General features: G+C 29.2%; 24 protein-coding genes and 2 pseudogenes. 12 read left to right on the top strand and 14 right to left on the bottom strand.

The window, feature by feature from the left end:
• Positions 1-9: 9 nt before the first annotated feature.
• Positions 10-490: pseudogene (locus PG913_RS05670) on the top strand (Lrp/AsnC family transcriptional regulator).
• Between the two features lie 35 nt (positions 491-525).
• Here PG913_RS05670 and PG913_RS05665 read toward each other — a convergent pair.
• Positions 526-1,281, bottom strand: a complete 756-nt coding sequence (locus PG913_RS05665; RefSeq protein WP_271232001.1) for a pseudouridine synthase — start codon at positions 1,279-1,281, stop codon at positions 526-528.
• Between the two features lie 365 nt (positions 1,282-1,646).
• Between PG913_RS05665 and PG913_RS05660 the strand changes: the two genes are divergently transcribed.
• Positions 1,647-2,261, top strand: a complete 615-nt coding sequence (locus PG913_RS05660; RefSeq protein ID WP_271232000.1) for a DEAD/DEAH box helicase — start codon at positions 1,647-1,649, stop codon at positions 2,259-2,261.
• A 93-nt stretch (positions 2,262-2,354) separates the two neighbouring features.
• On the opposite strand, the gene PG913_RS05655 is transcribed toward PG913_RS05660, so the two are convergent.
• Positions 2,355-3,218: a YitT family protein gene (locus tag PG913_RS05655; protein WP_271231999.1), complete on the bottom strand. Its 864-nt coding sequence runs from the start codon at positions 3,216-3,218 to the stop codon at positions 2,355-2,357.
• Between the two features lie 25 nt (positions 3,219-3,243).
• A complete protein-coding gene (locus tag PG913_RS05650; protein WP_271231998.1) occupies positions 3,244-4,173 on the bottom strand; it encodes an NAD-dependent epimerase/dehydratase family protein in 930 nt (309 codons plus the stop codon).
• A gap of 184 nt (positions 4,174-4,357) precedes the next feature.
• Between PG913_RS05650 and PG913_RS05645 the strand changes: the two genes are divergently transcribed.
• Complete coding sequence (locus PG913_RS05645; protein ID WP_271231997.1) at positions 4,358-4,819, top strand: Lrp/AsnC family transcriptional regulator; 462 nt, start codon at positions 4,358-4,360, stop codon at positions 4,817-4,819.
• Positions 4,820-4,925: 106 nt separating this feature from the next.
• Here the strand turns inward: PG913_RS05645 and PG913_RS05640 are convergent, their stop codons facing one another.
• Complete coding sequence (locus tag PG913_RS05640) at positions 4,926-5,117, bottom strand: cold-shock protein (protein WP_101918271.1); 192 nt, start codon at positions 5,115-5,117, stop codon at positions 4,926-4,928.
• A gap of 425 nt (positions 5,118-5,542) precedes the next feature.
• Between PG913_RS05640 and PG913_RS05635 the strand changes: the two genes are divergently transcribed.
• The 3 genes from PG913_RS05635 to PG913_RS05625 all read left to right on the top strand — a co-directional run bounded on the left by PG913_RS05635 (position 5,543) and on the right by PG913_RS05625 (position 7,688).
• Entirely contained in the window at positions 5,543-6,130 is a 588-nt protein-coding gene (locus PG913_RS05635; protein WP_271231996.1) for a TetR/AcrR family transcriptional regulator, read from the top strand.
• A 30-nt stretch (positions 6,131-6,160) separates the two neighbouring features.
• Positions 6,161-6,793 carry an NAD(P)H-dependent oxidoreductase gene (locus tag PG913_RS05630; RefSeq protein WP_271231995.1) on the top strand — a complete coding sequence of 211 codons (633 nt, stop codon included), beginning with the start codon at positions 6,161-6,163 and terminating at the stop codon, positions 6,791-6,793.
• Positions 6,794-6,881: 88 nt separating this feature from the next.
• Complete coding sequence (locus PG913_RS05625) at positions 6,882-7,688, top strand: type 1 glutamine amidotransferase domain-containing protein (RefSeq protein WP_271231994.1); 807 nt, start codon at positions 6,882-6,884, stop codon at positions 7,686-7,688.
• A gap of 215 nt (positions 7,689-7,903) precedes the next feature.
• Here PG913_RS05625 and PG913_RS05620 read toward each other — a convergent pair whose 3' ends face one another.
• The 6 genes from PG913_RS05620 to PG913_RS05595 form a co-directional block, all read right to left on the bottom strand.
• Complete coding sequence (locus tag PG913_RS05620; RefSeq protein ID WP_271231993.1) at positions 7,904-8,095, bottom strand: cold-shock protein; 192 nt, start codon at positions 8,093-8,095, stop codon at positions 7,904-7,906.
• Positions 8,096-8,167: 72 nt separating this feature from the next.
• On the bottom strand, positions 8,168-9,703 hold the full coding sequence (locus tag PG913_RS05615; protein WP_271231992.1) for an SDR family NAD(P)-dependent oxidoreductase: 1,536 nt from the start codon (positions 9,701-9,703) through the stop codon (positions 8,168-8,170).
• A 244-nt stretch (positions 9,704-9,947) separates the two neighbouring features.
• A complete protein-coding gene (locus PG913_RS05610) occupies positions 9,948-10,412 on the bottom strand; it encodes a cold-shock protein (RefSeq protein WP_232125376.1) in 465 nt (154 codons plus the stop codon).
• 239 nt (positions 10,413-10,651) lie between these two features.
• Positions 10,652-10,843: a cold-shock protein gene (locus PG913_RS05605; protein ID WP_271231991.1), complete on the bottom strand. Its 192-nt coding sequence runs from the start codon at positions 10,841-10,843 to the stop codon at positions 10,652-10,654.
• Positions 10,844-10,943: 100 nt separating this feature from the next.
• A complete protein-coding gene (locus PG913_RS05600) occupies positions 10,944-12,266 on the bottom strand; it encodes a DEAD/DEAH box helicase (RefSeq protein WP_271231990.1) in 1,323 nt (440 codons plus the stop codon).
• A gap of 76 nt (positions 12,267-12,342) precedes the next feature.
• On the bottom strand, positions 12,343-12,894 hold the full coding sequence (locus tag PG913_RS05595; protein WP_271231989.1) for a 1-acyl-sn-glycerol-3-phosphate acyltransferase: 552 nt from the start codon (positions 12,892-12,894) through the stop codon (positions 12,343-12,345).
• Positions 12,895-13,065: 171 nt separating this feature from the next.
• On the opposite strand from PG913_RS05595, the pseudogene rmuC reads away from it, so the two are divergent.
• A pseudogene (gene rmuC / locus PG913_RS05590) lies at positions 13,066-14,384 on the top strand (DNA recombination protein RmuC).
• A gap of 107 nt (positions 14,385-14,491) precedes the next feature.
• Here rmuC and PG913_RS05585 read toward each other — a convergent pair.
• Together PG913_RS05585 and glyA are read right to left on the bottom strand one after the other, a co-directional pair.
• Complete coding sequence (locus PG913_RS05585) at positions 14,492-15,733, bottom strand: cation:proton antiporter (protein WP_271231988.1); 1,242 nt, start codon at positions 15,731-15,733, stop codon at positions 14,492-14,494.
• Between the two features lie 132 nt (positions 15,734-15,865).
• On the bottom strand, positions 15,866-17,140 hold the full coding sequence (gene glyA, locus PG913_RS05580) for a serine hydroxymethyltransferase (protein WP_271231987.1): 1,275 nt from the start codon (positions 17,138-17,140) through the stop codon (positions 15,866-15,868).
• A gap of 163 nt (positions 17,141-17,303) precedes the next feature.
• Between glyA and fahA the strand changes: the two genes are divergently transcribed.
• Positions 17,304-18,587 carry a fumarylacetoacetase gene (fahA, locus tag PG913_RS05575; protein ID WP_271231986.1) on the top strand — a complete coding sequence of 428 codons (1,284 nt, stop codon included), beginning with the start codon at positions 17,304-17,306 and terminating at the stop codon, positions 18,585-18,587.
• Positions 18,588-18,661: 74 nt separating this feature from the next.
• Here fahA and PG913_RS05570 read toward each other — a convergent pair whose 3' ends face one another.
• Together PG913_RS05570 and ytxJ are read right to left on the bottom strand one after the other, a co-directional pair.
• A complete protein-coding gene (locus tag PG913_RS05570; protein ID WP_271231985.1) occupies positions 18,662-20,233 on the bottom strand; it encodes a DEAD/DEAH box helicase in 1,572 nt (523 codons plus the stop codon).
• Between the two features lie 70 nt (positions 20,234-20,303).
• A complete protein-coding gene (gene ytxJ / locus PG913_RS05565) occupies positions 20,304-20,696 on the bottom strand; it encodes a bacillithiol system redox-active protein YtxJ (RefSeq protein ID WP_271231984.1) in 393 nt (130 codons plus the stop codon).
• Between the two features lie 211 nt (positions 20,697-20,907).
• Here ytxJ and clpB point away from each other — a divergent pair, with 211 nt between their 5' ends.
• The 4 genes from clpB (at position 20,908) to PG913_RS05545 (ending at position 25,547) form a co-directional block, all read left to right on the top strand.
• Positions 20,908-23,529 (top strand): ATP-dependent chaperone ClpB, encoded by a 2,622-nt coding sequence (clpB, locus tag PG913_RS05560; protein WP_271231983.1) that lies wholly within the window; start codon positions 20,908-20,910, stop codon positions 23,527-23,529.
• An 86-nt stretch (positions 23,530-23,615) separates the two neighbouring features.
• Positions 23,616-24,074, top strand: a complete 459-nt coding sequence (smpB, locus tag PG913_RS05555) for an SsrA-binding protein SmpB (RefSeq protein ID WP_271231982.1) — start codon at positions 23,616-23,618, stop codon at positions 24,072-24,074.
• Positions 24,074-24,979 carry a UbiA family prenyltransferase gene (locus PG913_RS05550; protein ID WP_271231981.1) on the top strand — a complete coding sequence of 302 codons (906 nt, stop codon included), beginning with the start codon at positions 24,074-24,076 and terminating at the stop codon, positions 24,977-24,979. Before smpB ends, PG913_RS05550 begins: the two co-directional genes overlap by 1 nt.
• On the top strand, positions 24,966-25,547 hold the full coding sequence (locus PG913_RS05545) for a Maf-like protein (protein ID WP_271231980.1): 582 nt from the start codon (positions 24,966-24,968) through the stop codon (positions 25,545-25,547). The genes PG913_RS05550 and PG913_RS05545 overlap by 14 nt, the downstream gene beginning before the upstream one ends.
• The last annotated feature ends 10 nt before the right edge of the window (positions 25,548-25,557 follow it).

The raw sequence follows: 25,557 nt of genomic DNA, 5'->3' as shown, positions 1-25,557 counted from the left end.
AAAAAAAGAATGAAGAAGTTTGTATTAGATGAGATTGATCATCAAATTTTAGACATTTTAATTGAAAATGCGCGTACTCCTTTTACTGACATTGCAAAGAAATTATTAGTATCAGCAGGTACTATTCAGTGTGCGAGTTAAAAAAATGGAAGATGAAGGTATTATTCAGGGCTCAACATTATCGTTGAATTATGATAAAATGGGATATACTTTTATTGCTCACGTTGGTGTCTATTTAGAGAAATCATCTATGACTCAACACGTTTTAGATAATTTAAGATTGATACCAAATGTAACAGTTGCCTACGTAACAGCTGGTAAATATAATATTTTTTGTAAAGTAAGAGCAAAAAGCACAAATGATGCTAAAGATATTATCTATAGAATAGATGATATTACTGGAGTAAATCGTACTGAAACAATGATTTCTTTAGAAGAAAGCATTAATGATAAAAAACGCTTGATGCACGCTATTTTTCAAGACATTTAAAAAAAAGGACTACTTTAAAGTAGTCCTTTTTTTATTTAAATACTCCACTTAAAACGTTCGAAAACAGTATTCCAATCACTTGGTAAACTTGATTTTATTAAAATTTTTTCTTTTGAAAAAGGATGTGTAAATTCAAGTGAATACGCGTGTAAAAATAAATTTTCACAGTTAAAATTATCAATAAACATCGTATTGTGATTCTTGTCACCATACTTTGGATCACCAATAAGAGGATGACTTATTTTATTCATATGAATACGTAATTGATGTAATCTACCTGTTGTAGGTTTCATCTCAATTAAGCTGTATCTTGAGCTGTCGTAAGGTTTTACAGAAATATCAACAATAACAGTCGATACTGTTTTTAAATGCGTTTCAGCTTCTTTATAAACATCAGAATCTCTTCCTTTTACAGGAGAATCAATAACTTTAGATTCAGGAGAATGTCCTCTTACAATTCCGTAATATGTTTTCTGTATTTCATTATCAGTAAAAAGTTCCTGAAACTTAGAAACGTGTTTTGTTTCTTTTGCTAATAAGATAATACCAGAAGTTTTTCTATCTAAGCGATGAATAGGGTAAAATTTAGCTCCAAATTGATTAAACAGTAACTGCAGTAAAGAATCTTCTTCAGAAACATTTCTTGAATGATAGGCGTGATGAACGACTATGTTATTCGGTTTAGAAACACAGATTATATATTCATCTTCAAAAAGAATAGTAAGGCTCATAATTATTTTATTTAAAGCAAAGATATTATATATGATTGATGAGAGTTGTGATATTTTCATCAAATCAATCTGTTTCAACGACCAATGTTAGTTAGTAGTATCTATGTCAAAAAAAAATGAAACAGAAAAAATCACACTAATCACATTTAAATTACTACCTTACTTAATTAACCTTTTATATAAATATATATTCATATAGTCGTCCTATAATTAATATTATGTTAAATAGAGTTTTTTTATTTTTTATTTATGGTGTGTGTATATCTATTCTTTCATCCCCTTCACTTTTTCTTTTTTTCTTTTTTTTATCTTTATCTGTCTGTGTCTGTTTGTTTGATTAACTAAATAAAAATAGTTTCACTTAGTTAATTGTATATTTGTGTTTTCATATCCACGCTAACGCTAAAACAGTATTTTTAATTCCTATGCCTTTTAAAAAATTAAATCCAGAAATAAAAGAAAAGTTAGAATCGCTAGAAATAATAACACCTACACCTTTACAGGCAAAAAGTATTCCTGCTATAAAAAGCGGTGCTAATGTTTACTGTACAGGTCCTAAAGGTAGCGGAAAAACAACCACACTCGTGCTTACAACCTTACATAAATTAAAATTTCAAGATGTCGGTACTAGTCCAAGAGCTTTTGTTCTTGTAGAAAATAACGAAAGAGCTTTAGAAGTGTATAATGCCTTTTCTGCATATACTAGGTATAAATCGATACGTGTTTATGTTGCTGATGAAAAAGAGCATGTAGATTTACAAAAATCAGAAATTTTTGAAGGTGTTGACATTCTTATATCTACTCCTAAAAGAATGAATAAATTATTCTTATTAAACGGAATAAGTCCATCTCAATTAATGATTTTCAATATAGATGATGCAGAATTCTTAAAAGATAACAATTCATATGCTGCATTGATGGCAATTACTCAAAGCATTAATAAATGTCAATTTGTATTATATGCTGATAAAATGAATCCAACAATAAAACGTTTCGAAGATTATTTTATGAAATACGCGAAAGTAATTAGCGTAAAATAATTATATATTTTTTATCATAAAACAAGAATTAGGTCATATATATGACCTAATTCTTGTTTTAAAAATAGAACTACTACTCTACTGTTCTGATAATTATACGTTTACTAAACTAAAATTAGATTGAAGTGTTATAATCTCTGCATCAGGGTCTGTATTGTGTATAATTGATTCAATAACAGATAGATTTTTATTATTCTTTGTAATCAAAATCATTTTTTCACTAGAATCTTGATGCATTATTTTTATCGTATTCTGATACATACTTTTGTTATCAGTAATACTTTTCTGAACTAAATCATTCTTTTTAGAAAAAATAAGCAATGTTTTGTTCTGTACGTCTTGTTTTAAAAAATATTCAATTGTTTTACTTGTTGCGATAATTGTTATCAAACAATAAATAGCAATAGTGTAATTACCAAAAGTAAGAACTCCTAAAATTATAATTAAAGCATCAATAATAAGTATTAGTTGATTGAATCCAATATTAATTTTGCTTGATAAAATTCTGGCTAAAATATCTTGACCACCAGTTGTAGCACCTGCTTTTTTAACTAAGAAAATAGTTATACCGATAGATATTCCTCCGAAAATTGCTGATAATAAGATATCATCTACAATAACACGACTTTTTGTTATCGATAATAATAAATCTAATAAAAATGATGAAGAAATCATAAAAAAAGCTGTTTTAAGCCCTGTTTTCTTTCCTAATAAGCTAGTACCCCAAAGTAATAAAGGAATGTTAATACATAAGGCTATAAGACCAATAGATGAAACACCTATTAATTCAAAAAGAACAGTACCTAATCCAAAAACACCTCCTGGAACAATATTATAAGGTATTATAAATAAAGAAAATCCTAAAGCGACTATAAGAGCCCCTGCAAAAACAAGTGCATAGTTTTTTAGTTCAGCACTTATTTGTTTTTTTATGTTGATAAAATCTATTTTCATCATTTAAAACTTTAAAAAAATATATAAATTATTGTTGTTTCTTTAATTGGATAATCATTTCTTCTGACATTTCTCTTAAAGAATAGTTTGGTTTCCAATTCCAATCTTCTCTGGCAGCGTCATCATTTATAGAAGCAGGCCAAGAATCAGCGATAGCTTGTCTAAAATCAGGTTTATAACTAATCTTAAAATCAGGATACCATTCTTTTATCGAAGTAGCTATTTCTTTTGGAGTAAAACTCACTCCTGCTAAATTATAAGATGTTCTAATTTTGATAGCTTCTTTTGGAGCTTCCATAATTTCTAAAGTTGCTCTAATTGCATCATCAATATAAATCATTGGTAAACAAGCATCTTCTTTTAAATAACAGGTGAAATCTTCGTTTTTAATTGCTTTATGATAGATGTCAACTGCATAATCTGTAGTTCCTCCACCTGGTAAAGATTGATAACCAATAACACCAGGATATCTTATAGAACGTACATCTAAGCCATATCTTAAGAAATAATACTGTGCCCAATTTTCTCCAGCTGCTTTACTGATTCCGTAAACAGTTGTCGGATCTAAATATGCGTCTTGTTTTGTGTCGACTTTTGGTGCGCTAATTCCATAAACAGCAATTGAGCTCGGAAAAAATACTTTATCTAGTTTCTGTTTTACTGAAACTTCTAAAACACTAAAAAGTGATTTTAAATTAATGTCCCAAGTTTGAATAGGGTTCTTTTCTCCATTAGCAGATAATATTGCTGCTAAATGATATATTTGAGTAACTTTATGTTTTATTACAATTTTTGCTAAATCAGCTTCACTTGTGGCATCTAATATTTCAAAAATCCCATCATAATCAATAGTACGAATATCTGATGCTATTACTGCATCTTTACCATATTTTTCTTTTAAAGATTTTGTTAATACCGTACCTAATTGCCCTCCTGCTCCTGTAACTAATACTTTCATCTTATACGATTTTTGTTTCAGTGCAAAAATACACATATAAGCTATTTCAAAGTAAAATACACTTTATTTTGATATAAAATAAGTAATTTTACCTACTTTTAACTGCAAAAACATTCTTTATCACTTTTAAAAATAGTTTTACTTATTTTAAAAAGTAATTTTAACTGCAAATTTCTAATCAATTATGATAAAAATAGATGAAACTGATTTAAAAATATTAAGAATATTACAACAAGATTGTAAAAAAACAGCTAAAGAAATTTCCGAAACACTAAATTTAACGGTGTCTCCTATTTATGAAAGAATTAAACGCTTAGAGAAACTAGGTATCATTAAAAAGTATGTCGCTATTTTAGATAAAAAAAACATAGAAGTACCGGTTACAGCTATCTGTATGGTTTCGCTTCGTTACCATGATGAAGGTTTTATTGATAAATTTGACGCACAAATAAAAGAGCTAAAAGAGGTTCAGAAATGCTATCATATGGCAGGAAAAGTAGATTTTTTTTTACAGATAAACCTAAAGGATTTAGAAGATTATCATGATTTTGTCCGTTTAAAACTTTCTAAAATTGATAATATTGGTATTCTTGAAAGTTATTTTGTTCTTAAAGAAATTATAGATAAAACAGAATATCATTTATAATTTTAAAAAAAAACCTCAACAACACAAATTAAATAAAAATTAAATTAGGGGAAATAAAAATCCCCATCTTATGATGGGGATTTTTTGAAAATATATGGATTATATATTAGATCACTTTTACGTTCACTGCGTTTGGTCCTTTGTTTCCTTCTTCTAAATCAAATTCAACTTCGTCACCTTCTCTAATCTCATCGATTAAACCTGAAATGTGTACAAAGTGATCTTTTTCAACACCTTCTTCTGTAATAAATCCAAATCCTTTAGTGTCGTTGAAAAATTTTACTATTCCTTTACTCATTGTAATGTAAATTATATTGTTAGTACTTATTAATACTGCAAATATAGTTCCATTAATCTAAAGTATGGCAGGATATAACTCTATTTTATCTAAAAAAAATAAAATTAACTAACTATAACACAGTCTTATTGCCCTTTTGGTGATTTTTTTACCATAAATAATACTTGTATTTTTATGTTTTACGCTTATTAAGAGACTTTGTAAATCAATATAATTATATTTCAGAGCAATAAAAAACCTGTACAGTTTTATAAGCAAGGTTTTAATTTATATTTAATTTAAATTCCTGACTAACTTTTCATATTTAAAACCTCATTTTTAAGTACCTTTCTTCTCTTCCTTAAATTATTTTTATTTCTTATCGAATAAAAAAGAATGAATATTCATTTTTATTTATATACCTTTGTATTAGAATAGAATATAAAATGGCTAAACTTCAAAAAAGTATTGACAAACGAAATGCACTTGTAAAAGCAACTATTGAGTTAGTTAACAATAACGGTTTTCATGCAACTCCGATGAGTAAAATTGCTAAAATGGCAAATGTATCTCCAGCAACTATATATCTGTATTTTGAAAATAAGCAAGATTTAGTAAATCAAACCTACATAGAGGTAAAATCAAAATATACCGATTATGCTTTTGCAACTTATAACGATAAAGTATCTGTAGAAATTGGTTTTGAAGTCATATGGAAACGTATTGCCGATTTTAAACTAAAAGAGTGTGAAAACGCCATGTTTTTAGCACAATGCGATAATACACCAATAATTGATGAGCTAAGTCGTCAGGAAGGAACTAAACACTTACAGCCCCTACTAGATCTTTGGAGGCGTGGTAAAAAAGAAGGAATCATAAAACCAATGTCTGATTACATATTATATGCTTATGCAATTAACCCCTTATCATTTTTAATTATTTCTCAAAAACGTGGCGAATTTACTTTAGATAAAACTCATATTGAAGAAGCCTACCAATCAGCTTGGAATAGTATAAAAGTTTGTAGTAGATAAATTACCTCAACTAAAATAAATATTAAAATTATGGAATTATTAGATAAATTAAATTGGAGATATGCCGCTAAAGCAATGAACGGTGAAAAAATTTCAGAAGATAAAATAACTCGTATTTTAGAAGCTGCTCGTTTAGCACCAACATCAAGCGGATTACAGCCTTTTGAGATTTTTGTGATTAAAAACCAAGAGATAAAAGAAAAGATTAAACCTATCGCTTGGAATCAATCCGTAATTACAGACTGCTCTCACCTACTTGTTTTTGCTGCTTGGGATACCTATACCGAAGAAAGAATTAATCATATGTTCGATTTAACAAACAAAATTCGAGGTTTTAAAAACGAAGGTTGGGAGAATTACCGTCAAATGTTATTGAGTTCTTATCCGCATAAAGATTCAGAAGAAAACTTTAATCATGCAGCTAAACAAGCATACATTGCTTTTTCTCAAGCAATTACAGCCGCTGCTTATGAAGGTGTTGATGCTACACCTGTAGAAGGTTTTGATCCTACAGCAGTTGATGAAATTTTAAACTTACGTGAAAAAGGATTACGTAGTGCTGTTTTGTTACCTATCGGATACAGAGCTGAAGACAAAGATTGGTTGGTAAACTTAGTAAAAGTCAGAAAACCTATGGAAGAATTAGTAACGGTAATTGAATAAAACAGCATTAAATAAGAAGAAATTTGAAAGAAATAGTAGTTGAAATGGCGTACTAAACAAACGTTACTTAAACTTAAGTATTATTTATATGAAAATATTACAAACAGTAGCTATAGTACTTACTATGATTACCGCATCAAGTTGTAAAGATGCTAAGAATAAAAGAATTTCTTCGGAAGAAAAAATAACTGTAAAAAAATATAACAAAATGAACATAATGAACATATTATTTGTTTTAACATCGCACGATAAATTAGGGAGTACTGATAAAAAAACAGGATTCTGGGTAGAAGAATTTGCCAACCCATATTATAACTTATTAGATAAAGGCGCAACGATTACTATTGCAACACCAAAAGGTGGCGCTGCCCCTATTGACCCAAATAGTGATTCGCCTGATACTGCTACTCAAGATACGGAGCGTTTTAATAAAGATGACGCTGCAAAAGCTAAAATTGCAAATACAAAGGTATTAGCAAATATTAATGCTGATGATTTTGATGCTGTTTTCTACCCTGGAGGACATGGACCTTTATGGGATTTAGCAACCGATGCTACTTCAATTGCTTTGATTGAAGAATTCAACAATCAAAAGAAACCGATTGCTTTTGTATGCCACGCACCTGCCGCTTTAAAAGAAGTAAAAAATGCAGATGGTTCTTTTTTAGTAAATGGTAAAAAAGTAACAGGTTTTACAAATACAGAAGAAGCTGCCGTTGGTCTTACTGATGTTGTTCCTTTTTTAGTAGAAGATATGTTAACTAAAAATGGTGGAATCTATTCTAAAAAAGAAGATTGGAATGCTTATGCAATACAAGATGGTAATTTAATTACAGGGCAAAACCCAGCATCTTCTGAGTTAGTTGCCGAAAAATTATTAGAAAGCTTAAAATAATTTCAATTTTTAAAATGAAGTAAAAATGCCTAGCCCCGATTGAAGCATTGTTTGAGCTCTTTTTTGTTTTTCTTTTCGAAAAAACAAAAAAAGCGAGTGCGGAAAGCGGGAAATTGCTTCAAATTAAAATATTTTCTTTTTTGATAATTTTATAAAAAGTAAAAAGCCCATCATAATGATGGGCTTTTTTATAAATAACTTGAAAAGATATATGCTTAGATTACTTTTACGTTCACTGCATTTGGTCCTTTCTTACCTTCTTCTAAATCAAATTCAACTTCGTCACCTTCTCTAATCTCATCGATTAAACCTGAAATGTGTACAAAGTGGTCTTTTTCAACTCCTTCTTCTGTAATAAATCCAAATCCTTTTGTTTCGTTGAAAAATTTTACTGTTCCTATACTCATAATGTTACTCTATTTAATATTTTAATAATTACTAACTAGATTGCAAAGATGATGCCAGAAACTATAAAAGTCTTACCAGTCAATAGGAAAATAATCCTTTAAGAACTTACCAGACCAATGTTTTCCTGTATTTATACCATCAATTAATGGATCCATAACACGTGCCGCACCATCCACAATATCTAAAGGCGGTTGAAAATCGTGTGTTTCTACTTTCTTTTTAGATAACTCAGCAGGATCTTCATCAGTAACCCAACCAGTATCCACTGCATTCATATAAATACCAGATTTTGCAAAAGTAGATGCTGAAGTATGTGTTAACATATTTAAAGCCGCTTTTGCCATATTTGTGTGCGGATGTCTATCTACTTTTTTAAATCGATGAAACTTACCTTCCATTGCTGTTACATTTATAATATGCTTTTTACCTGTGTTTTCTTTCATCATTAAATTAGATAAACGATTACATAATACAAATGGAGCAACAGCATTAACTAACTGTACCTCTACCATTTCGGTAGTTTCAATTTCACCTAATCTTAAACGCCAGCTATTCGTTTTTCTTAAATCTACTTGTTGTAAATCGGCATCTAATTCACCTTCTGGAAAAACCTCAGCAGTTTGTAACGAATTATCAAAACTATATGGAATTTGAGATAATGCTGCTGAATTACGCAAACCTATTCCAGGTTCAGGACCGTGCCAAGTAACTGGTAATACATTATTTTTACTTGTTTTATCCGTAGGGACACTTAAACTTGATAACTCCTCTAAACAGCTAATATGATCTTTTAATAAAGTTTGGGCTAACTTAGGAAGTTTATCAACAGGAAGCTTTTCATTTTCCATTAAATGAAAGTAAAAACCTGAAGGTCTTCTTACGGTTTGTGCCGCATTATTGATTAAGATATCTAATCTATCGTATTTTTGCTCTATATAATTACAAAAAATCTCTACACTTGGGATATGACGTAAATCAAGTCCGTGAATATGTAAGCGATCACTCCAATCTTTATAATCTTCTTCTTTAGAAAAACGAATTGCTGAATCCGCAGGAAAACGAGTTGTTGCAACTACCCTAGCCCCCGAACGCAATAGCATTAACGTAATATGGTATCCAATTTTTAATCGAGAACCTGTAATAACAGCTACTTGATCGGTTAAATCTGTTAATTGAAAACGTTTTGCATAATTTAAATCACCACAATCTTTACACATTGTATCATAAAAATGATGCAATTTCGTATAAACGGTTTTACAAACGTAGCAGTTTCTAGGCGATTCTAGCTCTAATGTATCTTCGGATAAATCCGCAGCAGCTAATAATTTAGGAGCAACAAATAATGCCGATTCTCTTGCTGAACGAATTCCTGTTGATTTTCTAGCGTGTGTGTCTTTGGCAATCATTTTACGTTTCGCAGCTTTTTTGGCGTCTTTTCTTCTACGCTCAAACTCAGTACGATTCGGTCTTGTTAATTCACCTGCAGCTTTAAAAAGAGCTACTCTTTCATCTTCAGGTAATTCAAAAAGCTGATTTGTATCTGCTAATAAATGTTGTAATGTAGCGATACAAGATGCTATATCTATACTCGATTTTTGTTCACTCATATCAAACTACTTTTTAGTTTTTTTAGTTTTACGTATATTTTTTTTGATATAAAACAATGTCTTTATGACGATAATTTATATTCGGGCGCGAAATTACTGCTTTTTAACGAGTTTTTACATTTAGATATCATCATCATTCTAAATTTACTTTTAAAACCTCATCTAAAACATAATTTATTAAACAAAAAAGAGATTAACCTTAACGGTTAATCTCTTTTTTGTTTAATTTTAAATCAATAAAAAACTACTTAACTAAAGTAACTTTTACAGCATTCATTCCTTTCATCCCTTTTTCAAGTTCGAAACTTACTTTGTCATTTTCAGAAATTTCATCAATAATACCACTTACGTGTGTAAAATATTTTTCTTGATCTGCTGAATCGATAATAAAACCGAATCCTTTAGATGAATCAAAAAATGAAACAGTTCCTTTTCTAATAGGATCAAACGCTTCTTTATCGCCTTCTAAAGTTTTAGGAACGCTAACTTGAATGTCTTCTGCGTTAATAACTATTGGTTTTTGATCTGGATCAGGAGGAGTTGAAGATAAATTCCCATAAGCATCAGTATATGCGAATTCAATTCCTGTTGGACCATTTTCTCTTATGTCTGCCTTACGAGCATCCATTTTCTTTCTTTTATCTTCACGTTTTTTTAAACGCTTTTTCTCTTTTTCATTCTTGTTAAATGATTGCTGAGATTTTGCCATAATATTTAATATAGAATTATACTACTAGTTTTAATTTAGAATAAGATTATGAAGCCCTCTTTTAAAGGGAATCATTAGAATTGCCCCAATATACCCCAAATTGTGTTAATTTTTGTGATTTTTATTATTTATTTTTATAAAATTAGTGTTTTATAAAATAAAATAAAAGCTTTTCTGCTTATAATAAAATAAAAAAGTCCATCAAAAATGATGGACTTTTAAAACTTGAAATATTTTTTTTAGATCACTTTTACGTTCACTGCATTTGGTCCTTTTTTACCTTCTTCTAATTCAAATTCAACTTGGTCACCTTCTCTGATTTCATCGATTAATCCTGAAATGTGTACAAAGTGATCTTTTGTTACGCCTTCTTCAGTGATAAAACCAAAACCTTTAGTATCATTGAAAAATTTTACTATTCCTTTATTCATTGTAATGTAATTAAATAATTTATAAACTTACTTATCTATTTGCAAAGATGCTACCATATTTTCACATATGACACATTTTGTTCATTTTTATTTCTTAATTTTATTTCTTAACTTCCTTTTTTGGAGTTACTGTATTTGATTCTACTAAGTAATTTGCTAAAATTTTATCAACTAACTCCTCTTTTGTTAAATGATGAAAAATAGTTTTTACTTTTGATTTAAAATCTTCAGAAACATTTCTATTTGGCTTTGTTTTGAATATTTTTTTAGCCCAAATTAAACCGTTATTTTCTTCAATGCTTTTAGCATCTGCCTTTTTAAATGGTTTAAAAACGATTCCTAATTCTTTTTCGAAATCAGCAATATCTTTAACCTCATCTTCTTGTAAGATAGTTAAAGAAAGTCCTTTTGCTCCTGCTCTTGCAGTTCTTCCGCTTCTGTGTACGTAAGCATCATAAGTATCAGGTAGATGATAATTAACAACATAAGAAACATCTTTTACATCAATACCACGAGCAGCTAAATCTGTAGCTACTAAAATATCAATATAACCTTCTCTAAATTGTCCCATAATTCTATCACGAATCCCTTGGGTTAAACTTCCGTGAATTGCTCCTGACGAAAATTTATTAATCGCTAAATTTTTAGCTAATTTATTAACAGCAGCTTTCGTTTTACAGAAGATAATACCACGTTGTCCTTCTTTCGAGTTTAAAAAATGAAGTAATACTTCTAATTTTTCAATAGGTTTTACCACCACATACTGATGATCTATTCCTTGATGCCCAACCGTTGCCATATCAGCTTCGATATGCGCTACGTGTTTAGACATGTAATTCTGAACCAGTTGTTTTATAACTCCAGACATGGTTGCCGTGAATAATAAAGTTCTTCTATTTTTTGGAATTCCTTTAATAATAGTATCTACCTCATCTTTTAAAGCACTTACCATTTCATCTGCTTCATCTAAAACAAAATACTTTATTTCTTTTATATTGATAGCTCCACGCTTTACTAAATCGACTAAACGACCTGGTGTTGCAATTACAATATGCGTAGTAGTAGCTAAACGCTCAATTTGAGGTTTTATAGGAATACCTCCACATATAGAAGCAATACTTACTTCATTATTTGTAGAAAAAGAAACTAAATTATTATAAATCTGCTGACCTAATTCTCTTGTTGGAGCTAATATTAAGGTTTGTATCGTTGTTTTTTCGGTATCGATAAGTTGTAATAAAGGCAATCCAAAAGCAGCAGTTTTACCTGTTCCTGTTTTTGCTAAAACAACAACATCTTCTTTTTGATTTAGAATAACAGGTATCGTTTTTTCTTGTACATCTGTTGGAAGAGTAATTTTTAAATCAACTAAACGCTGTTGTAATTGTTTATTAATTCCTAAATCTGAAAATTGTTTTGGCATAAAAATATTTTTTGGCAAAGATAATCACACTTTACAGGAAATACACTTCTTTTTATTTTAGTTTTTTATCAGAAAATTATAAAAAAGATTGATTATTAAATAATTCAGGCTTTGCTCCTTTAATATTTTTATAAAATTGATAAAAATGCGTAAAATCTTCTTTGATATCACCTGTAGGATAAAAAGGTTTTGAAAGTTTTACTTCTTTATTTTCAAAATCGAAACCAAGCATTACAATAGGCACATTTGCGCCTTGCGCGATGTAATAAAAGCCTGTTTTCCATTTATCAACAAATTGCCTAGTTCCTTCTGGTGATATTGCTAATCTAAACTCATCATTTTCATTAAAAACTTTAACAATTGCTTCAACTACATTAGTACTTTTACTTCTATCGATTGGCGCACCTCCTAGCGATTTAAAAAACCAACCAAACGGTGGTTTAAATAGTGCTTTTTTTCCTACAAAGTTAAGTTTTGTACCTGTAATTTTTTTTGAAAACAAACCAACCATAAAATCTTGCCAACTTGTATGTGGAGCACCTATTAATACATATTTTTTAAGTTCTTTTGGAAATTCGCCATTAAACTTCCAACCTAAAACTTTTGTAAATATAAATTTTGATATCATATTTTATAAAATAAACGTCAAAAATACAGCTTTATTCTCAATGGTATGAATCACGATTGATCTAGTATGTTATTATTACATCGTTATCACCTATTTTTTCTACTTTCAATGTGATAAAAATAAAAAATCTTAGTTTATATTTGGTTAACCACGTAAAAACTTGAAAATCTAATGAATACATCTATTTTAATCGCCTCAAGCACTTTGCTTTTTGGTTTTATTATCGGAAACCTTTTATCTAAATTAAAGGCCAAACAATTAACAACTGATTTAGAAAAGGAATTAACTGGCTTAAAAATTAATATTTCAAACTTAGAAACTCATAAAGAAGATATTCAAAACCATTTAAATGAGGCTGTAAAAGAAAAGGAAATTGTTAGTACTCAACTGGTCATTAAAAAGGAAGAACTAAAAAATTTTCAACTAAAATTTAATGAGAATAAAGAAGAAGTGACAAAGCTACAGGATAAATTTACTAAAGAATTTGAAAATTTAGCAAATAAAATATTAGAAGAAAAATCAACTAAATTTACTGCTCAAAATAAAGAAAATATCGACAATATATTAAACCCTCTTCATTTAAAAAAATTAAAACTTTTGAAGATAAAGTAGATAAAACTCATAAAGAAAGTATCGATTATCATGCTGCTTTACGTCAACAAATTATTGGTTTAAGAGAAATGAATTTACAGATGAGTAAAGAAACCATTAATTTAACAAAGGCTTTAAAAGGTGATAATAAAATTCAAGGAAATTGGGGGGAATTAGTTTTAGAGCGTGTTCTAGAGAAATCCGGTCTAGAAAAAGGTAGTGAATATTTCGTACAACAATCATTTATAAATGATGAAGGAAAAAGAGTATTACCTGATGTTGTTATTCATTTACCGAATAATAAAAAGATGATTATCGATTCAAAAGTATCGCTTAAAGCTTATGAAGAATTTGTAAATACAGAAGATGATGATATTCGAAAAAAGCAATTCTTAAAACAGCATATTAATTCTTTAAGTCGTCATGTAGAGCAATTGTCCGAAAAAAAATATGAAGATATCTATAAAGTTGAATCTCCTGACTTCGTGTTACTTTTTATCCCTATAGAACCTGCATTTGCAATAGCTTTAAATCAAGATAATTCACTATATAATAAAGCTTTTGAAAAAAACATTGTTATTGTTACTCCTACAACATTATTAGCTACTTTACGTACTATTGATACTATGTGGAATAATGAAAAACAGCAACAATATGCTTTAGAAATAGCTAGGCAAGCAGGTGCTTTGTATGATAAATTTTACGGATTATTACAAGATTTAATAGGTATTGGTAAAAAAATAGATGCTGCAAAAGGAGATTATAATAGCGCCGTGAATAAATTAGTAGATGGTACAGGTAATCTTATCAATCGTATTGAAAAAATAAAGAAAATGGGAGTGAAAACTAAAAAATCATTACCTGATAGTATTTTAAATAGAGCGCAGGCAAAAATTTAAATTAAAATATTTCATTTGAATAACCAAAATAAATTAAATCCTCCTGAAATTAAAAAAACCTCAACTTAAAAATATAAAGTTGAGGTTTTTTTATCACTCTAATAAAATTATTCTTTTAACCGTTTTACTAATTTATCAACTGTTAAACCTTGTGCTATAATAGAAAATACAACTACAATATAAGTAATTACTAGAAATAAATCTCTTTCCATACTTACAGATAATCCTAAAGCTAAAGCTATTGATATTCCGCCTCTCAAACCTCCCCATGTCATAATTACATCGGTGTTTTTCACGAAATCTAATTTTTTTTCAAAGATTTTTATCGGCACAAACAAAGAAATATAACGGCATATTAAACAGATAGGAATTGCTAATAAACCTGCTAAAACAAATCTCCCTTCTATTACTAACACTAACATTTCCATTCCTATCAATACAAATAAAATGGCGTTTAATAAGATATCTAGTAATTCCCAAAACTTATCGACATACTTCTCTGTAGTTTCAGACATAGAATTAGCTCTTACTGTATCGTTTCCTACTATTAAACCTGCAGTAACCATCGCTAAAGGAGCTGATAAATGAAATTTGTGACATAATACTGTTCCTCCCATTACGGTTGCTAAAGTGATGATTACTTCAATATCAAAATCATCAATAGATTTTAACAAGCGATATGTAACCCAACCTAAAATTAATCCAATACCAATACCTCCTATTACTTCTTGTCCGAAAAGCTGTAATACGTCAATTGTACTTACGTTTGCTGTATCTGATTCTGCAATTTTAAAAATAGTTAAAAAGATAACAACACCTACACCATCGTTAAAAAGAGATTCTCCAACAATTTTAGTTTCTAATTTTTTAGGAACTCCTGCTTTTTTAAGAATACCTAACACAGCAATTGGGTCGGTTGGTGAGATTAATGCTCCAAACAACAAGCAATTGATAAAGCTAACGTCTAAACTAATAAGTTGTAGTGCAAAAAACATAACAATACCTACTAAAAAAGTTGAGGTTAATACTCCTAATGTTGAAAATAACAATATTGGCCAACGCTGTATTTTAAGTTGATCAAAATTAGTGTGTAATGCTCCCGCAAATAGCAAGAAACTTAGCATTTCATCTAATAATAAGGTTTTAAAATCGATTTGAGAAATAATCGATTTCTCAAAGTTTAATAATGTTGGATCTATAGTGCTAAGTAAAAGAACAGCTAAGGTAAATAAGATGGTTAAAATCATTAAACCAATTGTATTTGGTAACTTTAAAAAGCGAACATTTATATATCCGAATATTGCGGATAAAAAAATTAGCACAGTTGAAATTATGTAAATATCATTCATAGTTAAAATTCATATATATGTATTAATAAATAAGTGTTTAATTTTCATTCAATACAAAAAAGCACCGATTTAATTAAAATCAGTGCTTTTTTATTTTGTACTTAGTAGTTAGAGTTATAAATAAGTTTTAACTTACATTATAAATAGTCTACGGTGTTGCATTAAATTATGAACATCTTCACTAATTTCACTAAGTTTTTCTTCGTTTGTCGCATTTTGAATAGCTGCATCAATTAAATCAACAACTACTTGCATATCCTCTTCCTGTAAACCACGAGTAGTAATTGCAGAAGTACCAATACGGATACCTGAAGTTACAAATGGACTTTGAGTATCAAAAGGAACCATGTTCTTGTTTACAGTAATATCTGCTTTTCCTAATGCTATTTCAGCATCTTTACCAGTAATATCTTTATTTCTTAAATCGATTAACATACAGTGATTGTCTGTTCCTCCAGAAATAATATTGTATCCTTTTGCTACAAAAGCTTTCGCCATTGCTTGTGCGTTTTCTTTTACTTGAATTTGGTATTCTAAAAACTCATCAGTTAAAGCTTCACCAAAAGCAACAGCTTTAGCAGCAATAACGTGTTCTAAAGGTCCACCTTGATTTCCTGGAAAAACTGAAGAATTTATCAATGTTGACATTTTCTTTAACTTTCCTGATTTTAATTTTAATCCAAAAGGATTTTCAAAATCTTTACCAATCATAATAATTCCACCACGTGGTCCACGTAATGTTTTATGAGTAGTTGTCGTTACAATATGACAATGAGGTATTGGGTCAGATAAAATTCCTTTAGCAATTAAACCTGCTGGATGAGAAATATCTGCCATTAAAATAGCACCAACACTATCAGCAATTTCTCTAAACTTTGCAAAATCCATATCACGAGAATATGCCGAAGCTCCTGCGATTATTAATTTTGGCTTATGTTCTTTAGCTTGTTGTTCTAAATGATTATAATCAATTTGACCAGTTTCTTTATCTACTCCGTAAAAAACAGGATTATATAATTTTCCTGAAAAATTTACAGGTGATCCGTGTGTTAAGTGTCCTCCGTGAGACAAGTCAAAACCTAAAATAGTATCTCCAGGGTTTAAACATGCCGCAAAAACTGCCGTATTAGCTTGTGAACCTGAATGTGGTTGAACATTTACGTATTCAGCTCCAAATAATTCTTTAGCTCTGTCAATTGCTATTTGCTCTACAACATCTACAACTTCACACCCACCGTAATAACGTTTACCAGGGTATCCTTCGGCGTATTTGTTTGTTAAAATAGAACCTTGAGCTTCCATTACTTGTTCGCTTACAAAGTTTTCAGAAGCAATCAATTCTAAACCATTTAGCTGACGTTCTTTTTCTTCTTGAATTAAATCAAATATTTGATGATCTTTTTGCATCTTATCTTTTGTTAAATAATTATCCAAATGTAATAATTTTATTAATAACAATGAACTAATACTATATTATTATAAAATGTATTATTTTAACTTTTTTTCATAATGAATATTGGTTTTAATTGAAAAAATATGTAGGTTTGAAGGAAACTAAATAGAACCCTAAATGAAAATAACAGCAAATAATCCGAATAGAAAATCTTGGCTAACTGTTAATAAAAAATCAGATTTTCCTATTCAAAACATTCCTTTCGGAGTATTTATAACGAAAGATGATATTATTACTATTGGTACTAGAATTGGTGATTTTGCTATCGATTTAGGTGCCTTACATCAATTAGGGTATTTTGAAGATATTCCTTTAACTGATGATATCTTCTTACAAGATACTTTAAATGATTTTATTGCTGATGGACGTAAAACTTGGCGTTTAGTTCGTAATAAAATTGCTGAAATCTTTGATGTAACTAATGGTAAATTACGTGATAATGCAGAACATAAGTATCAAGTAATTTTTAGAATGGAAGATGTTGAAATGCAACTTCCTGTAGCAGTTGGTGATTATACCGATTTTTACGCAAGCAAAGAGCGTGCTACAAATGTTGGTTCTTTATTTCGTGACCCTGAAAATGCCTTATTACCTAATTGGTTACATATTCCTATTGGTTATCATGGTAGAAGTTCTTCTATTATCCCTTCAGGTACACCTGTTCGTCGTCCTGTTGGGCAACAAAAACCTAATGAAGGAGAAACAAAACCCAATTTTGGAGCTTCAAAATTATTAGATTTTGAATTAGAAATGGCATTTATAACTACCGTTGCAAACGATTTAGGAGACAGAATTCCTATTGAAGATGCTGATGAATATATTTTTGGATTGGTTTTGTTTAATGATTGGTCTGCTCGTGATATACAGGCTTGGGAATATGTGCCTTTAGGTCCATTTTTAGGAAAGAGCTTTGCTTCTACTATTTCTCCTTGGATTGTAACTTTAGATGCTTTGCAACCTTTTAGAGTTGATAACCCAAAGCAAGTACATGAGCCTTTACCTTATCTGAAAAAAGAAGGAAAAGATAGTTTTGATATTAATTTACAAATGGCGATTCAACCAGAGGGAAAAGAAGAAACTGTTGTTTGTAATTCAAACTTTAAATATATGTATTGGACTATGGCACAACAATTAGCACATCACACTATAAATGGATGTCCTATAAACGCTGGTGATATGATGGGGTCTGGAACCATTTCAGGACCTACTAAAGATAGTTTTGGTTCTATGTTAGAATTAACTTGGAGAGGTCAAAACCCATTAAAATTAAATGACGGTTCTGAGCGTAAATTTATCAACGATCATGATACTGTTATTATGCGTGGATACTCTGAAAATGATGAGGTTCGTATTGGTTTTGGAGAATGTACAGGTAAAGTTTTACCAGCTATTGAATTTTAATTTAAATGCACCTCAACTTATTCCCTATTTTAAAATAAAAAACCAGTTCAAAATATGAACTGGTTTTTTATTTTTTATTCTTCGTCTTCTTCCTCTTCTTCTGGTGGCGGATGACCAAAAATATCTTCATATATCTCATCAAAATTTGAACGTAAATGAGAATTTAACTTCTTTCTATAATCATCTTGTAACCAATCAATAAAATTATGAGTACTTTTACAGATACATTTAGAATATCGATGTATTCTATCATCAATTTCTCCTCCTAGTTTTTTCGCTAAGATTAAAGCATCAAAAACATCTTCACTATTTTCTACACAAATTTTAGCATGATGGTCTATTGACTTTTCTAAAACTTTTTTTGAAGATTGTCCTGCCTGAATCGTTTCGATATAAACCTTTTTTACATCAAAGTATAAATCTTCAGATTTTGAAAACTCTTCTCTAACGTTAGCTGGTAACTCATATCTAAATTCATTTTCAATTTCCTCATCAGATAATAAATTATCTAAATAAAAATTAGGAGCTCTAAACATTTTATGCCAATCTAAATCAGCACCCCAAGGTCCAAAACGATGAAAGTTATTTCCTAAATCAATTACATTAAAATCATTTTTTCCTTTAAAAATACGAGACCCTCTACCAATCATTTGATAATAAAGAGTTAATGATTTTGTTGCTCTATTTAAAATAATTGATTTTACTGAAGGTTCGTCAAAACCAGTTGTTAAAATACTTACAGAGGTAATAATTGCGTCTGGTGTTTCATGAAACCATTTCAAAATAGCATCACGTTCTTTTTTAGTATTCGTGTTATCTAAATGCGCAATAGGGTAACCTCCCCTTTTAAAAGTATCGTACACGTGTAACGATGTGTTAATCCCGTTATTAAAAATCAATGTTTTTGTTCCTTTAGCACGTTCTTCGTAAGCTTGTAGAAGCTTCGATAACATATCTGTATTTGTATATAAATCTTCTGATGATTTTACGGTGTAATCTCCGTTTGCTCCTATTTCTAAAGATGTTAAACCAACATTATATGAGAATACATTTGCTCTTGCTAAATATTCGTTTTGTATTAAGGTACCAATACTTTCACCTGCAATTAAATCATCATAATTGTCTTTCATTGGTAATTTGATATTCGAACTTAACGGTGTTGCTGTTACACCAAGTACAAACGATTTATCAAAAAACTTAAACAATTTCGTAAATGAATTATAATGTGCTTCATCAATAATAACTAAACCTACATCAGAAATATCTAACATCTCGTCATTTAAACGATTGTTTAAAGTCTCTACCATTGCAACGAAACAATCGTATTTGTCTTGATCTTCTAAATCAGCTTTACTATCGATAATTTTATTCTCTACACCAAATTCTCCAAGCATCTTTGCAGTTTGCTTACATAACTCAATACGATGCGTCATTATCAATACCTTTTTTTGATAATGTTTAATAAACTGACGTGTAATTTCTGAAAAAATCACTGTTTTACCTCCACCTGTTGGTAATTGGTATAATAAGTGAAAATTTTCAGGAGCATTCTCAAAACATTTAAATATTTTAAACAATGCTTCTTTCTGATAATCGTATAAATTTTTTCCTTTGGTTTCTTGTGTAGGTGTGTTTTCGTTGCTCAATTTTATGCTTTTTTGTAGTACGCAAAAATACGACGTATTTAAATAAATCCCGTTAAAAACGGTATCTTTTTTAGAATTTTCTTAAATCAATTTCAGCAATTTCGTAATGAGAAGCATGTGCTATTGCTACTTCTTTTTGAATAATTAAGAGCTGAGGTGATTGATGTACTACTTGAAATTTGTATCCTACTTCATTAGAAACTTCTCTATAAGAAATCAAATCAAGATAATAGACTTTAAAATCTTGTAATGATTCATCAAAAGATTTTTCAAATCGATTAATTGCTACACTACTAATACTACATCGTGTTGAATGTTTAAAAATAGCAATAGGTTCTTCATTTGATTGATTTTTTATTTCTTCTAACTGCTCTAATGAGGTTAATGGAATCCAATTTAAAAAAGAAATTTTTTCTTTTTTAGTTTCTTTATTATTTCCAAATAATGTGTTTAATATACTCATACTAATTGTTTTTTAAATTTGTCGATATTTTCTTTAAAACCTTTCTTTTTTACTTTTTTTTAACAAGAAACAGACATAACGTCATTTTAAATTAAGTAAAACAACTTATTTAAAGACACTTTGTCTGCTTTTAACAAGTGTAAATCCTTGGTATTACTTTTGACCTTATCCTTATATCTGAAAAAGTTAAGTTAACGATTAATAAAAAATTATGAATTTCAACAATTATACAACAAAATCACAAGAAACCATACAGCAGGCGCAACAGTTAGCGCAATCTTATGGAAATCAACAAATAGAAAATGAGCATATTTTTAAAGCATTATTTACTGTTGATGAAAATGTGTTACCATTTATATTAAAGAAACTAAATATTAATATTAGTATTTTAGAACAGATTCTAGAAAAGCAATTAGAAAGCTTTCCTAAGGTTTCTGGAGCGGAATTAATGCTTTCTCGTGAAACGAATAAAACATTAAACGAAGCGTCTATTATCGCTAAAAAAATGACCGATGAATATGTTTCTATTGAGCATTTAATTTTAGCTATTTTTAAATCAAAAAGTCAGATAACTCAAGTTTTAAAAGATCAAGGTGTTACTGAAAAAAGCTTAACAGCAACCATTGATGAATTACGAAAAGGTGAACGTGTTACTTCTCAAAGCGCTGAAGAAACTTATAATTCATTAAATAAATATGCTAATAATCTAAATAAATTAGCCCAAGACGGAAAATTAGATCCTGTAATTGGTAGAGATGAAGAAATCCGCAGATTATTACAGATTTTATCTAGAAGAACAAAAAACAATCCCCTATTAGTTGGGGAACCAGGAACAGGTAAAACAGCTATTGCCGAAGGATTAGCACACAGAATTATTAGAGGTGATGTTCCTGAAAACTTAAAGAGTAAAATAATTTACTCTTTAGATATGGGAGCTTTAATAGCTGGAGCTAAATTTAAAGGAGAGTTTGAAGAGCGTTTAAAATCCGTAGTAAAAGAGGTTACCTCATCAGATGGAGATATTGTTTTGTTTATCGATGAAATACATACTTTAGTTGGCGCTGGTGGCGGTGATGGAGCTATGGATGCGGCTAATATTTTAAAACCTGCTTTGGCGCGTGGTGAATTACGAGCAATTGGAGCTACTACTTTAGACGAGTATCAAAAGTATTTTGAAAAAGACAAAGCTTTAGAGCGTCGTTTTCAAAAGGTAATTGTTGATGAACCAGATACTGAAAGCGCTATCTCTATTTTACGAGGAATTAAAGATAAATACGAAGCACATCATAAAGTTCGTATTAAAGATGAAGCAATTATTGGCGCAGTAGAATTATCGCAACGTTATATTACCAATCGTTTTTTACCTGATAAAGCTATTGATTTAATGGATGAGGCAGCTTCTAAATTACGTATGGAAATGAATTCTAAACCAGAAAATTTAGATATTCTTGATCGTAAAATAATGCAATTAGAAATTGAAATTGAAGCTATAAAACGTGAAAATGATACCATTAAATTAAAATCATTAAATGAAGATGTTGCTAATCTTAAAGAAGAACGTAATGAAATAAGTGCGAAATGGTTATCAGAAAAAGCCGTTGTAGATGCTGTTCAGCAATTAAAAACAGATATTGAAAATTATTCAATTGAAGCTGATAAAGCCGAACGCAATGGTGATTACGGTAAAGTAGCAGAATTAAGATATGGTAAAATAAAAGAAGCTCAAAAATTATTAGAAGTTCAACAAGAAGCTTTAGAGAATCAAAGTGAAAATTCTTTAATTAAAGAAGAAGTTACTTATGATGATATTGCCGAAGTTGTAGCGAAATGGACTGGAGTTCCTGTAACTAAAATGATTCAATCAGAACGTGAAAAATTATTAAAACTAGAAGATGAATTACACAAACGTGTTGTAGGACAAGAAGAAGCAATTGTAGCGGTTTCTGATGCTGTACGTCGTTCAAGAGCAGGTTTGCAAAACCCGAATAAACCTTTAGGAAGTTTCTTGTTTTTAGGAACTACAGGTGTCGGTAAAACAGAATTAGCAAAAGCATTAGCCGATTATTTATTTGATGATGAAAATGCGATGACTCGTATTGATATGAGTGAATATCAAGAGCGTCATTCAGTGAGTAGATTAGTCGGAGCACCTCCTGGCTATGTTGGTTATGATGAAGGTGGACAATTAACAGAAGCAGTTCGTAGAAAGCCCTACTCTGTTGTTTTGTTAGATGAAATTGAAAAAGCACACCCTGATACATTTAATGTTTTACTACAAGTTTTAGATGAAGGACGTTTAACTGATAATAAAGGACGTGTTGCTGATTTTAAAAATACTATCATTATTATGACCTCAAATATGGGTAGTCATTTAATTCAAGAGAAATTTGAAGGTTTTGATATTTTAAAAGATGATGTTGATGCAACAATGGAACTTGCTAAAACGGAAGTTTTAGGATTATTAAAACAAACCGTACGCCCTGAGTTTATAAATAGAATTGATGATATTATCTTGTTTACTCCTTTATCAGAAAAAGATATCGAACAAATTGTAAGAATACAATTGAATAGTATTAAAAAGATGATTGCTGAACAACATATAATTTTAAATGCTACGAATGAAGCTATCACCTATTTAGCTAAAAAAGGATATCAACCTGAATTTGGAGCAAGACCTGTAAAACGTGTTATTCAAAAAGAAGTATTAAATCAATTATCAAAAGAAATATTATCAGGTGCTGTAACTACAGATAGTAATATTTTATTAGATGTTTTTGATGAGGTATTAGTTTTTAGAAATCAATCAGATAGTAATATTGGTAATAATAATTAATTAAAATTATTGTTCTTTATATCTATATATTAAAAAAGGCGGTGTTTTTAAAACACCGCCTTTTTTTGTTATATATTTGCATTATTATGCAAAAAAAGATTAACATACAGAATAAAAAAGCTCGTTTCGAATACGAGATACTAGATAAGTACACTGCCGGAATTCAACTTACTGGTACTGAAATTAAATCAATAAGACTTGGTAAAGCTAGAATAACTGAAAGTTTTTGTGAGTTTAATGAGCAAGGAGAACTTTTTGTTATCAATATGTATATTGAAGAATATTCTTTTGGTAATAACTTTAATCATAAAACAACTAGTGAACGCCGTTTATTACTGAATAAAAAAGAGTTAAGAAAACTAGAACGAGAAGTTGAAGCTAAAGGAAATACTATCGTGCCTCTTAAATTGTTTCTAAATGACAATGGTTGGGCAAAATTAGATATCGCTTTAGGGAAAGGAAAAAAGAATCACGATAAGCGTCAAACAATGAAAGATAGAGATAATAAAAAAGACTTAGCTCGTATAAAAAAGGATTTTAATTAATGATGATTAGTACATTACTTAAGGTTATTCGCTGGAAAATGCTTTTATACTTAGGGTTTGTGTTTTTTTTATTTAAATATTCTTTTTTATACGGTTATGGATTTAAAACAATACTTTCTTTTTTTGATTTAGCTATTTTAACAATAGCTATACTCCTATTTATTTCGTCTAATTATTTAGTGGTTTTTTATTCAGAAAAGCAACAATCAATAACAAATAATTTTTTTCTACCATACGCTAAAAAATACGCTATTATTTTTGGGGTATTAGGTCTTTTATTAAGTACCTTTTTATCTTTTAAAATTCAAAAACCAATTTATAGTTTACTGTTTATTATTTGTTTTTCTATTATACTTATATATTCTAAGAAAATTGTAGGAAAAACATTTATGAGTAATATATTAAGGCCTTTTTTAAGGTCTTTTCTTATATTATTTGTTTGTTGGTTTGATTCTCCTGTAGATATAACCTCATCATCAGATCTTGATTTATTTATTAAAATACAGGTAATTATTTCGTTATATGTAATTACATCTTTTTTAGCTAATATTATTCAAGAAGTAATTATAGATATAAAAAATGTCAATCACGATAATAAAAACAATAACAAAACCTTACCTATTTTATTAGGTAGAAATAGAGCTAAAAAAACAGCCATAATAATCAGTACTATTATTTGTTTTATTTCTTTTTCAATCACTTTTTTATACGTGAATAATGTTTCTATACGTTATTTAGTCATATTTTTTGGCACAGTTCCGAATTTAGTTTTTATTTACTATTTAATGAATGCTTCAAGTTCTGATGATTACAAAACATTATCTAAAATATTTAAGATTGTTTTTTTTATCGCTTTTATAACAATACCCATAATCTCTTATTACCTTAAACATGTTATCAAATAAATTATCAAACTACAACATTATTTTAGCGTCAAATTCACCTAGAAGACAAGAATTAATAAAAGACTTAGACGTACCTTTTACCATTAAAACAAAAGAAGTTGAAGAAATTTATCCCGAAAACTTAAAAGCTTCGGAAATTACTGATTTTCTTTCTGATTTAAAATCAAAGCCTTTTGAAGATGAATTAACAGAAAAAGATTTATTAATTACTTCGGATACCATTGTTTGGCACAATAATAAGGCACTTGGTAAACCTAAAAATTACGATGAAGCATTTGAAATGCTTAAAAGCTTATCAGATAATACACATCAAGTTATTACTTCTATCTGTATATCAAACAAAAATTTTAAAAATATATTTAACGATACCACTACAGTTACCTTTAAAAAATTAACTGATGATGAGGTTCATTATTATATAAAAAATTACCAACCTTTTGATAAAGCGGGTGCTTATGGCATTCAAGAATGGATAGGTAAAATAGCAATTACTAAAATTGAAGGGAGTTATTTTAATGTAATGGGCTTTCCTATTCATAAACTTTACAAAGAATTAATAAATTTGTAGTTCTATTTTT

The sequence above is a fragment of the Tenacibaculum pacificus genome (assembly GCF_027941775.1).
GTDB classification, from domain to species: Bacteria; Bacteroidota; Bacteroidia; order Flavobacteriales; family Flavobacteriaceae; genus Polaribacter; species Polaribacter pacificus_A.
This window is presented reverse-complemented; position numbering and strand designations above follow the sequence as displayed.

What these genes read in the sequence shown, in the direction of transcription:
- PG913_RS05665 (WP_271232001.1), bottom strand. Translation starts at nt 1,281, where the DNA reads ATGAAAATATCACAACTCTCATCAATCATATATAATATCTTTGCTTTA.
- PG913_RS05660 (WP_271232000.1), top strand. Translation starts at nt 1,647, where the DNA reads ATGCCTTTTAAAAAATTAAATCCAGAAATAAAAGAAAAGTTAGAATCG.
- PG913_RS05655 (WP_271231999.1), bottom strand. Translation starts at nt 3,218, where the DNA reads ATGATGAAAATAGATTTTATCAACATAAAAAAACAAATAAGTGCTGAA.
- PG913_RS05650 (WP_271231998.1), bottom strand. Translation starts at nt 4,173, where the DNA reads ATGAAAGTATTAGTTACAGGAGCAGGAGGGCAATTAGGTACGGTATTA.
- PG913_RS05645 (WP_271231997.1), top strand. Translation starts at nt 4,358, where the DNA reads ATGATAAAAATAGATGAAACTGATTTAAAAATATTAAGAATATTACAA.
- PG913_RS05640 (WP_101918271.1), bottom strand. Translation starts at nt 5,117, where the DNA reads ATGAGTAAAGGAATAGTAAAATTTTTCAACGACACTAAAGGATTTGGA.
- PG913_RS05635 (WP_271231996.1), top strand. Translation starts at nt 5,543, where the DNA reads ATGGCTAAACTTCAAAAAAGTATTGACAAACGAAATGCACTTGTAAAA.
- PG913_RS05630 (WP_271231995.1), top strand. Translation starts at nt 6,161, where the DNA reads ATGGAATTATTAGATAAATTAAATTGGAGATATGCCGCTAAAGCAATG.
- PG913_RS05625 (WP_271231994.1), top strand. Translation starts at nt 6,882, where the DNA reads ATGAAAATATTACAAACAGTAGCTATAGTACTTACTATGATTACCGCA.
- PG913_RS05620 (WP_271231993.1), bottom strand. Translation starts at nt 8,095, where the DNA reads ATGAGTATAGGAACAGTAAAATTTTTCAACGAAACAAAAGGATTTGGA.
- PG913_RS05615 (WP_271231992.1), bottom strand. Translation starts at nt 9,703, where the DNA reads ATGAGTGAACAAAAATCGAGTATAGATATAGCATCTTGTATCGCTACA.
- PG913_RS05610 (WP_232125376.1), bottom strand. Translation starts at nt 10,412, where the DNA reads ATGGCAAAATCTCAGCAATCATTTAACAAGAATGAAAAAGAGAAAAAG.
- PG913_RS05605 (WP_271231991.1), bottom strand. Translation starts at nt 10,843, where the DNA reads ATGAATAAAGGAATAGTAAAATTTTTCAATGATACTAAAGGTTTTGGT.
- PG913_RS05600 (WP_271231990.1), bottom strand. Translation starts at nt 12,266, where the DNA reads ATGCCAAAACAATTTTCAGATTTAGGAATTAATAAACAATTACAACAG.
- PG913_RS05595 (WP_271231989.1), bottom strand. Translation starts at nt 12,894, where the DNA reads ATGATATCAAAATTTATATTTACAAAAGTTTTAGGTTGGAAGTTTAAT.
- PG913_RS05585 (WP_271231988.1), bottom strand. Translation starts at nt 15,733, where the DNA reads ATGAATGATATTTACATAATTTCAACTGTGCTAATTTTTTTATCCGCA.
- glyA (WP_271231987.1), bottom strand. Translation starts at nt 17,140, where the DNA reads ATGCAAAAAGATCATCAAATATTTGATTTAATTCAAGAAGAAAAAGAA.
- fahA (WP_271231986.1), top strand. Translation starts at nt 17,304, where the DNA reads ATGAAAATAACAGCAAATAATCCGAATAGAAAATCTTGGCTAACTGTT.
- ytxJ (WP_271231984.1), bottom strand. Translation starts at nt 20,696, where the DNA reads ATGAGTATATTAAACACATTATTTGGAAATAATAAAGAAACTAAAAAA.
- clpB (WP_271231983.1), top strand. Translation starts at nt 20,908, where the DNA reads ATGAATTTCAACAATTATACAACAAAATCACAAGAAACCATACAGCAG.
- smpB (WP_271231982.1), top strand. Translation starts at nt 23,616, where the DNA reads ATGCAAAAAAAGATTAACATACAGAATAAAAAAGCTCGTTTCGAATAC.
- PG913_RS05550 (WP_271231981.1), top strand. Translation starts at nt 24,074, where the DNA reads ATGATGATTAGTACATTACTTAAGGTTATTCGCTGGAAAATGCTTTTA.
- PG913_RS05545 (WP_271231980.1), top strand. Translation starts at nt 24,966, where the DNA reads ATGTTATCAAATAAATTATCAAACTACAACATTATTTTAGCGTCAAAT.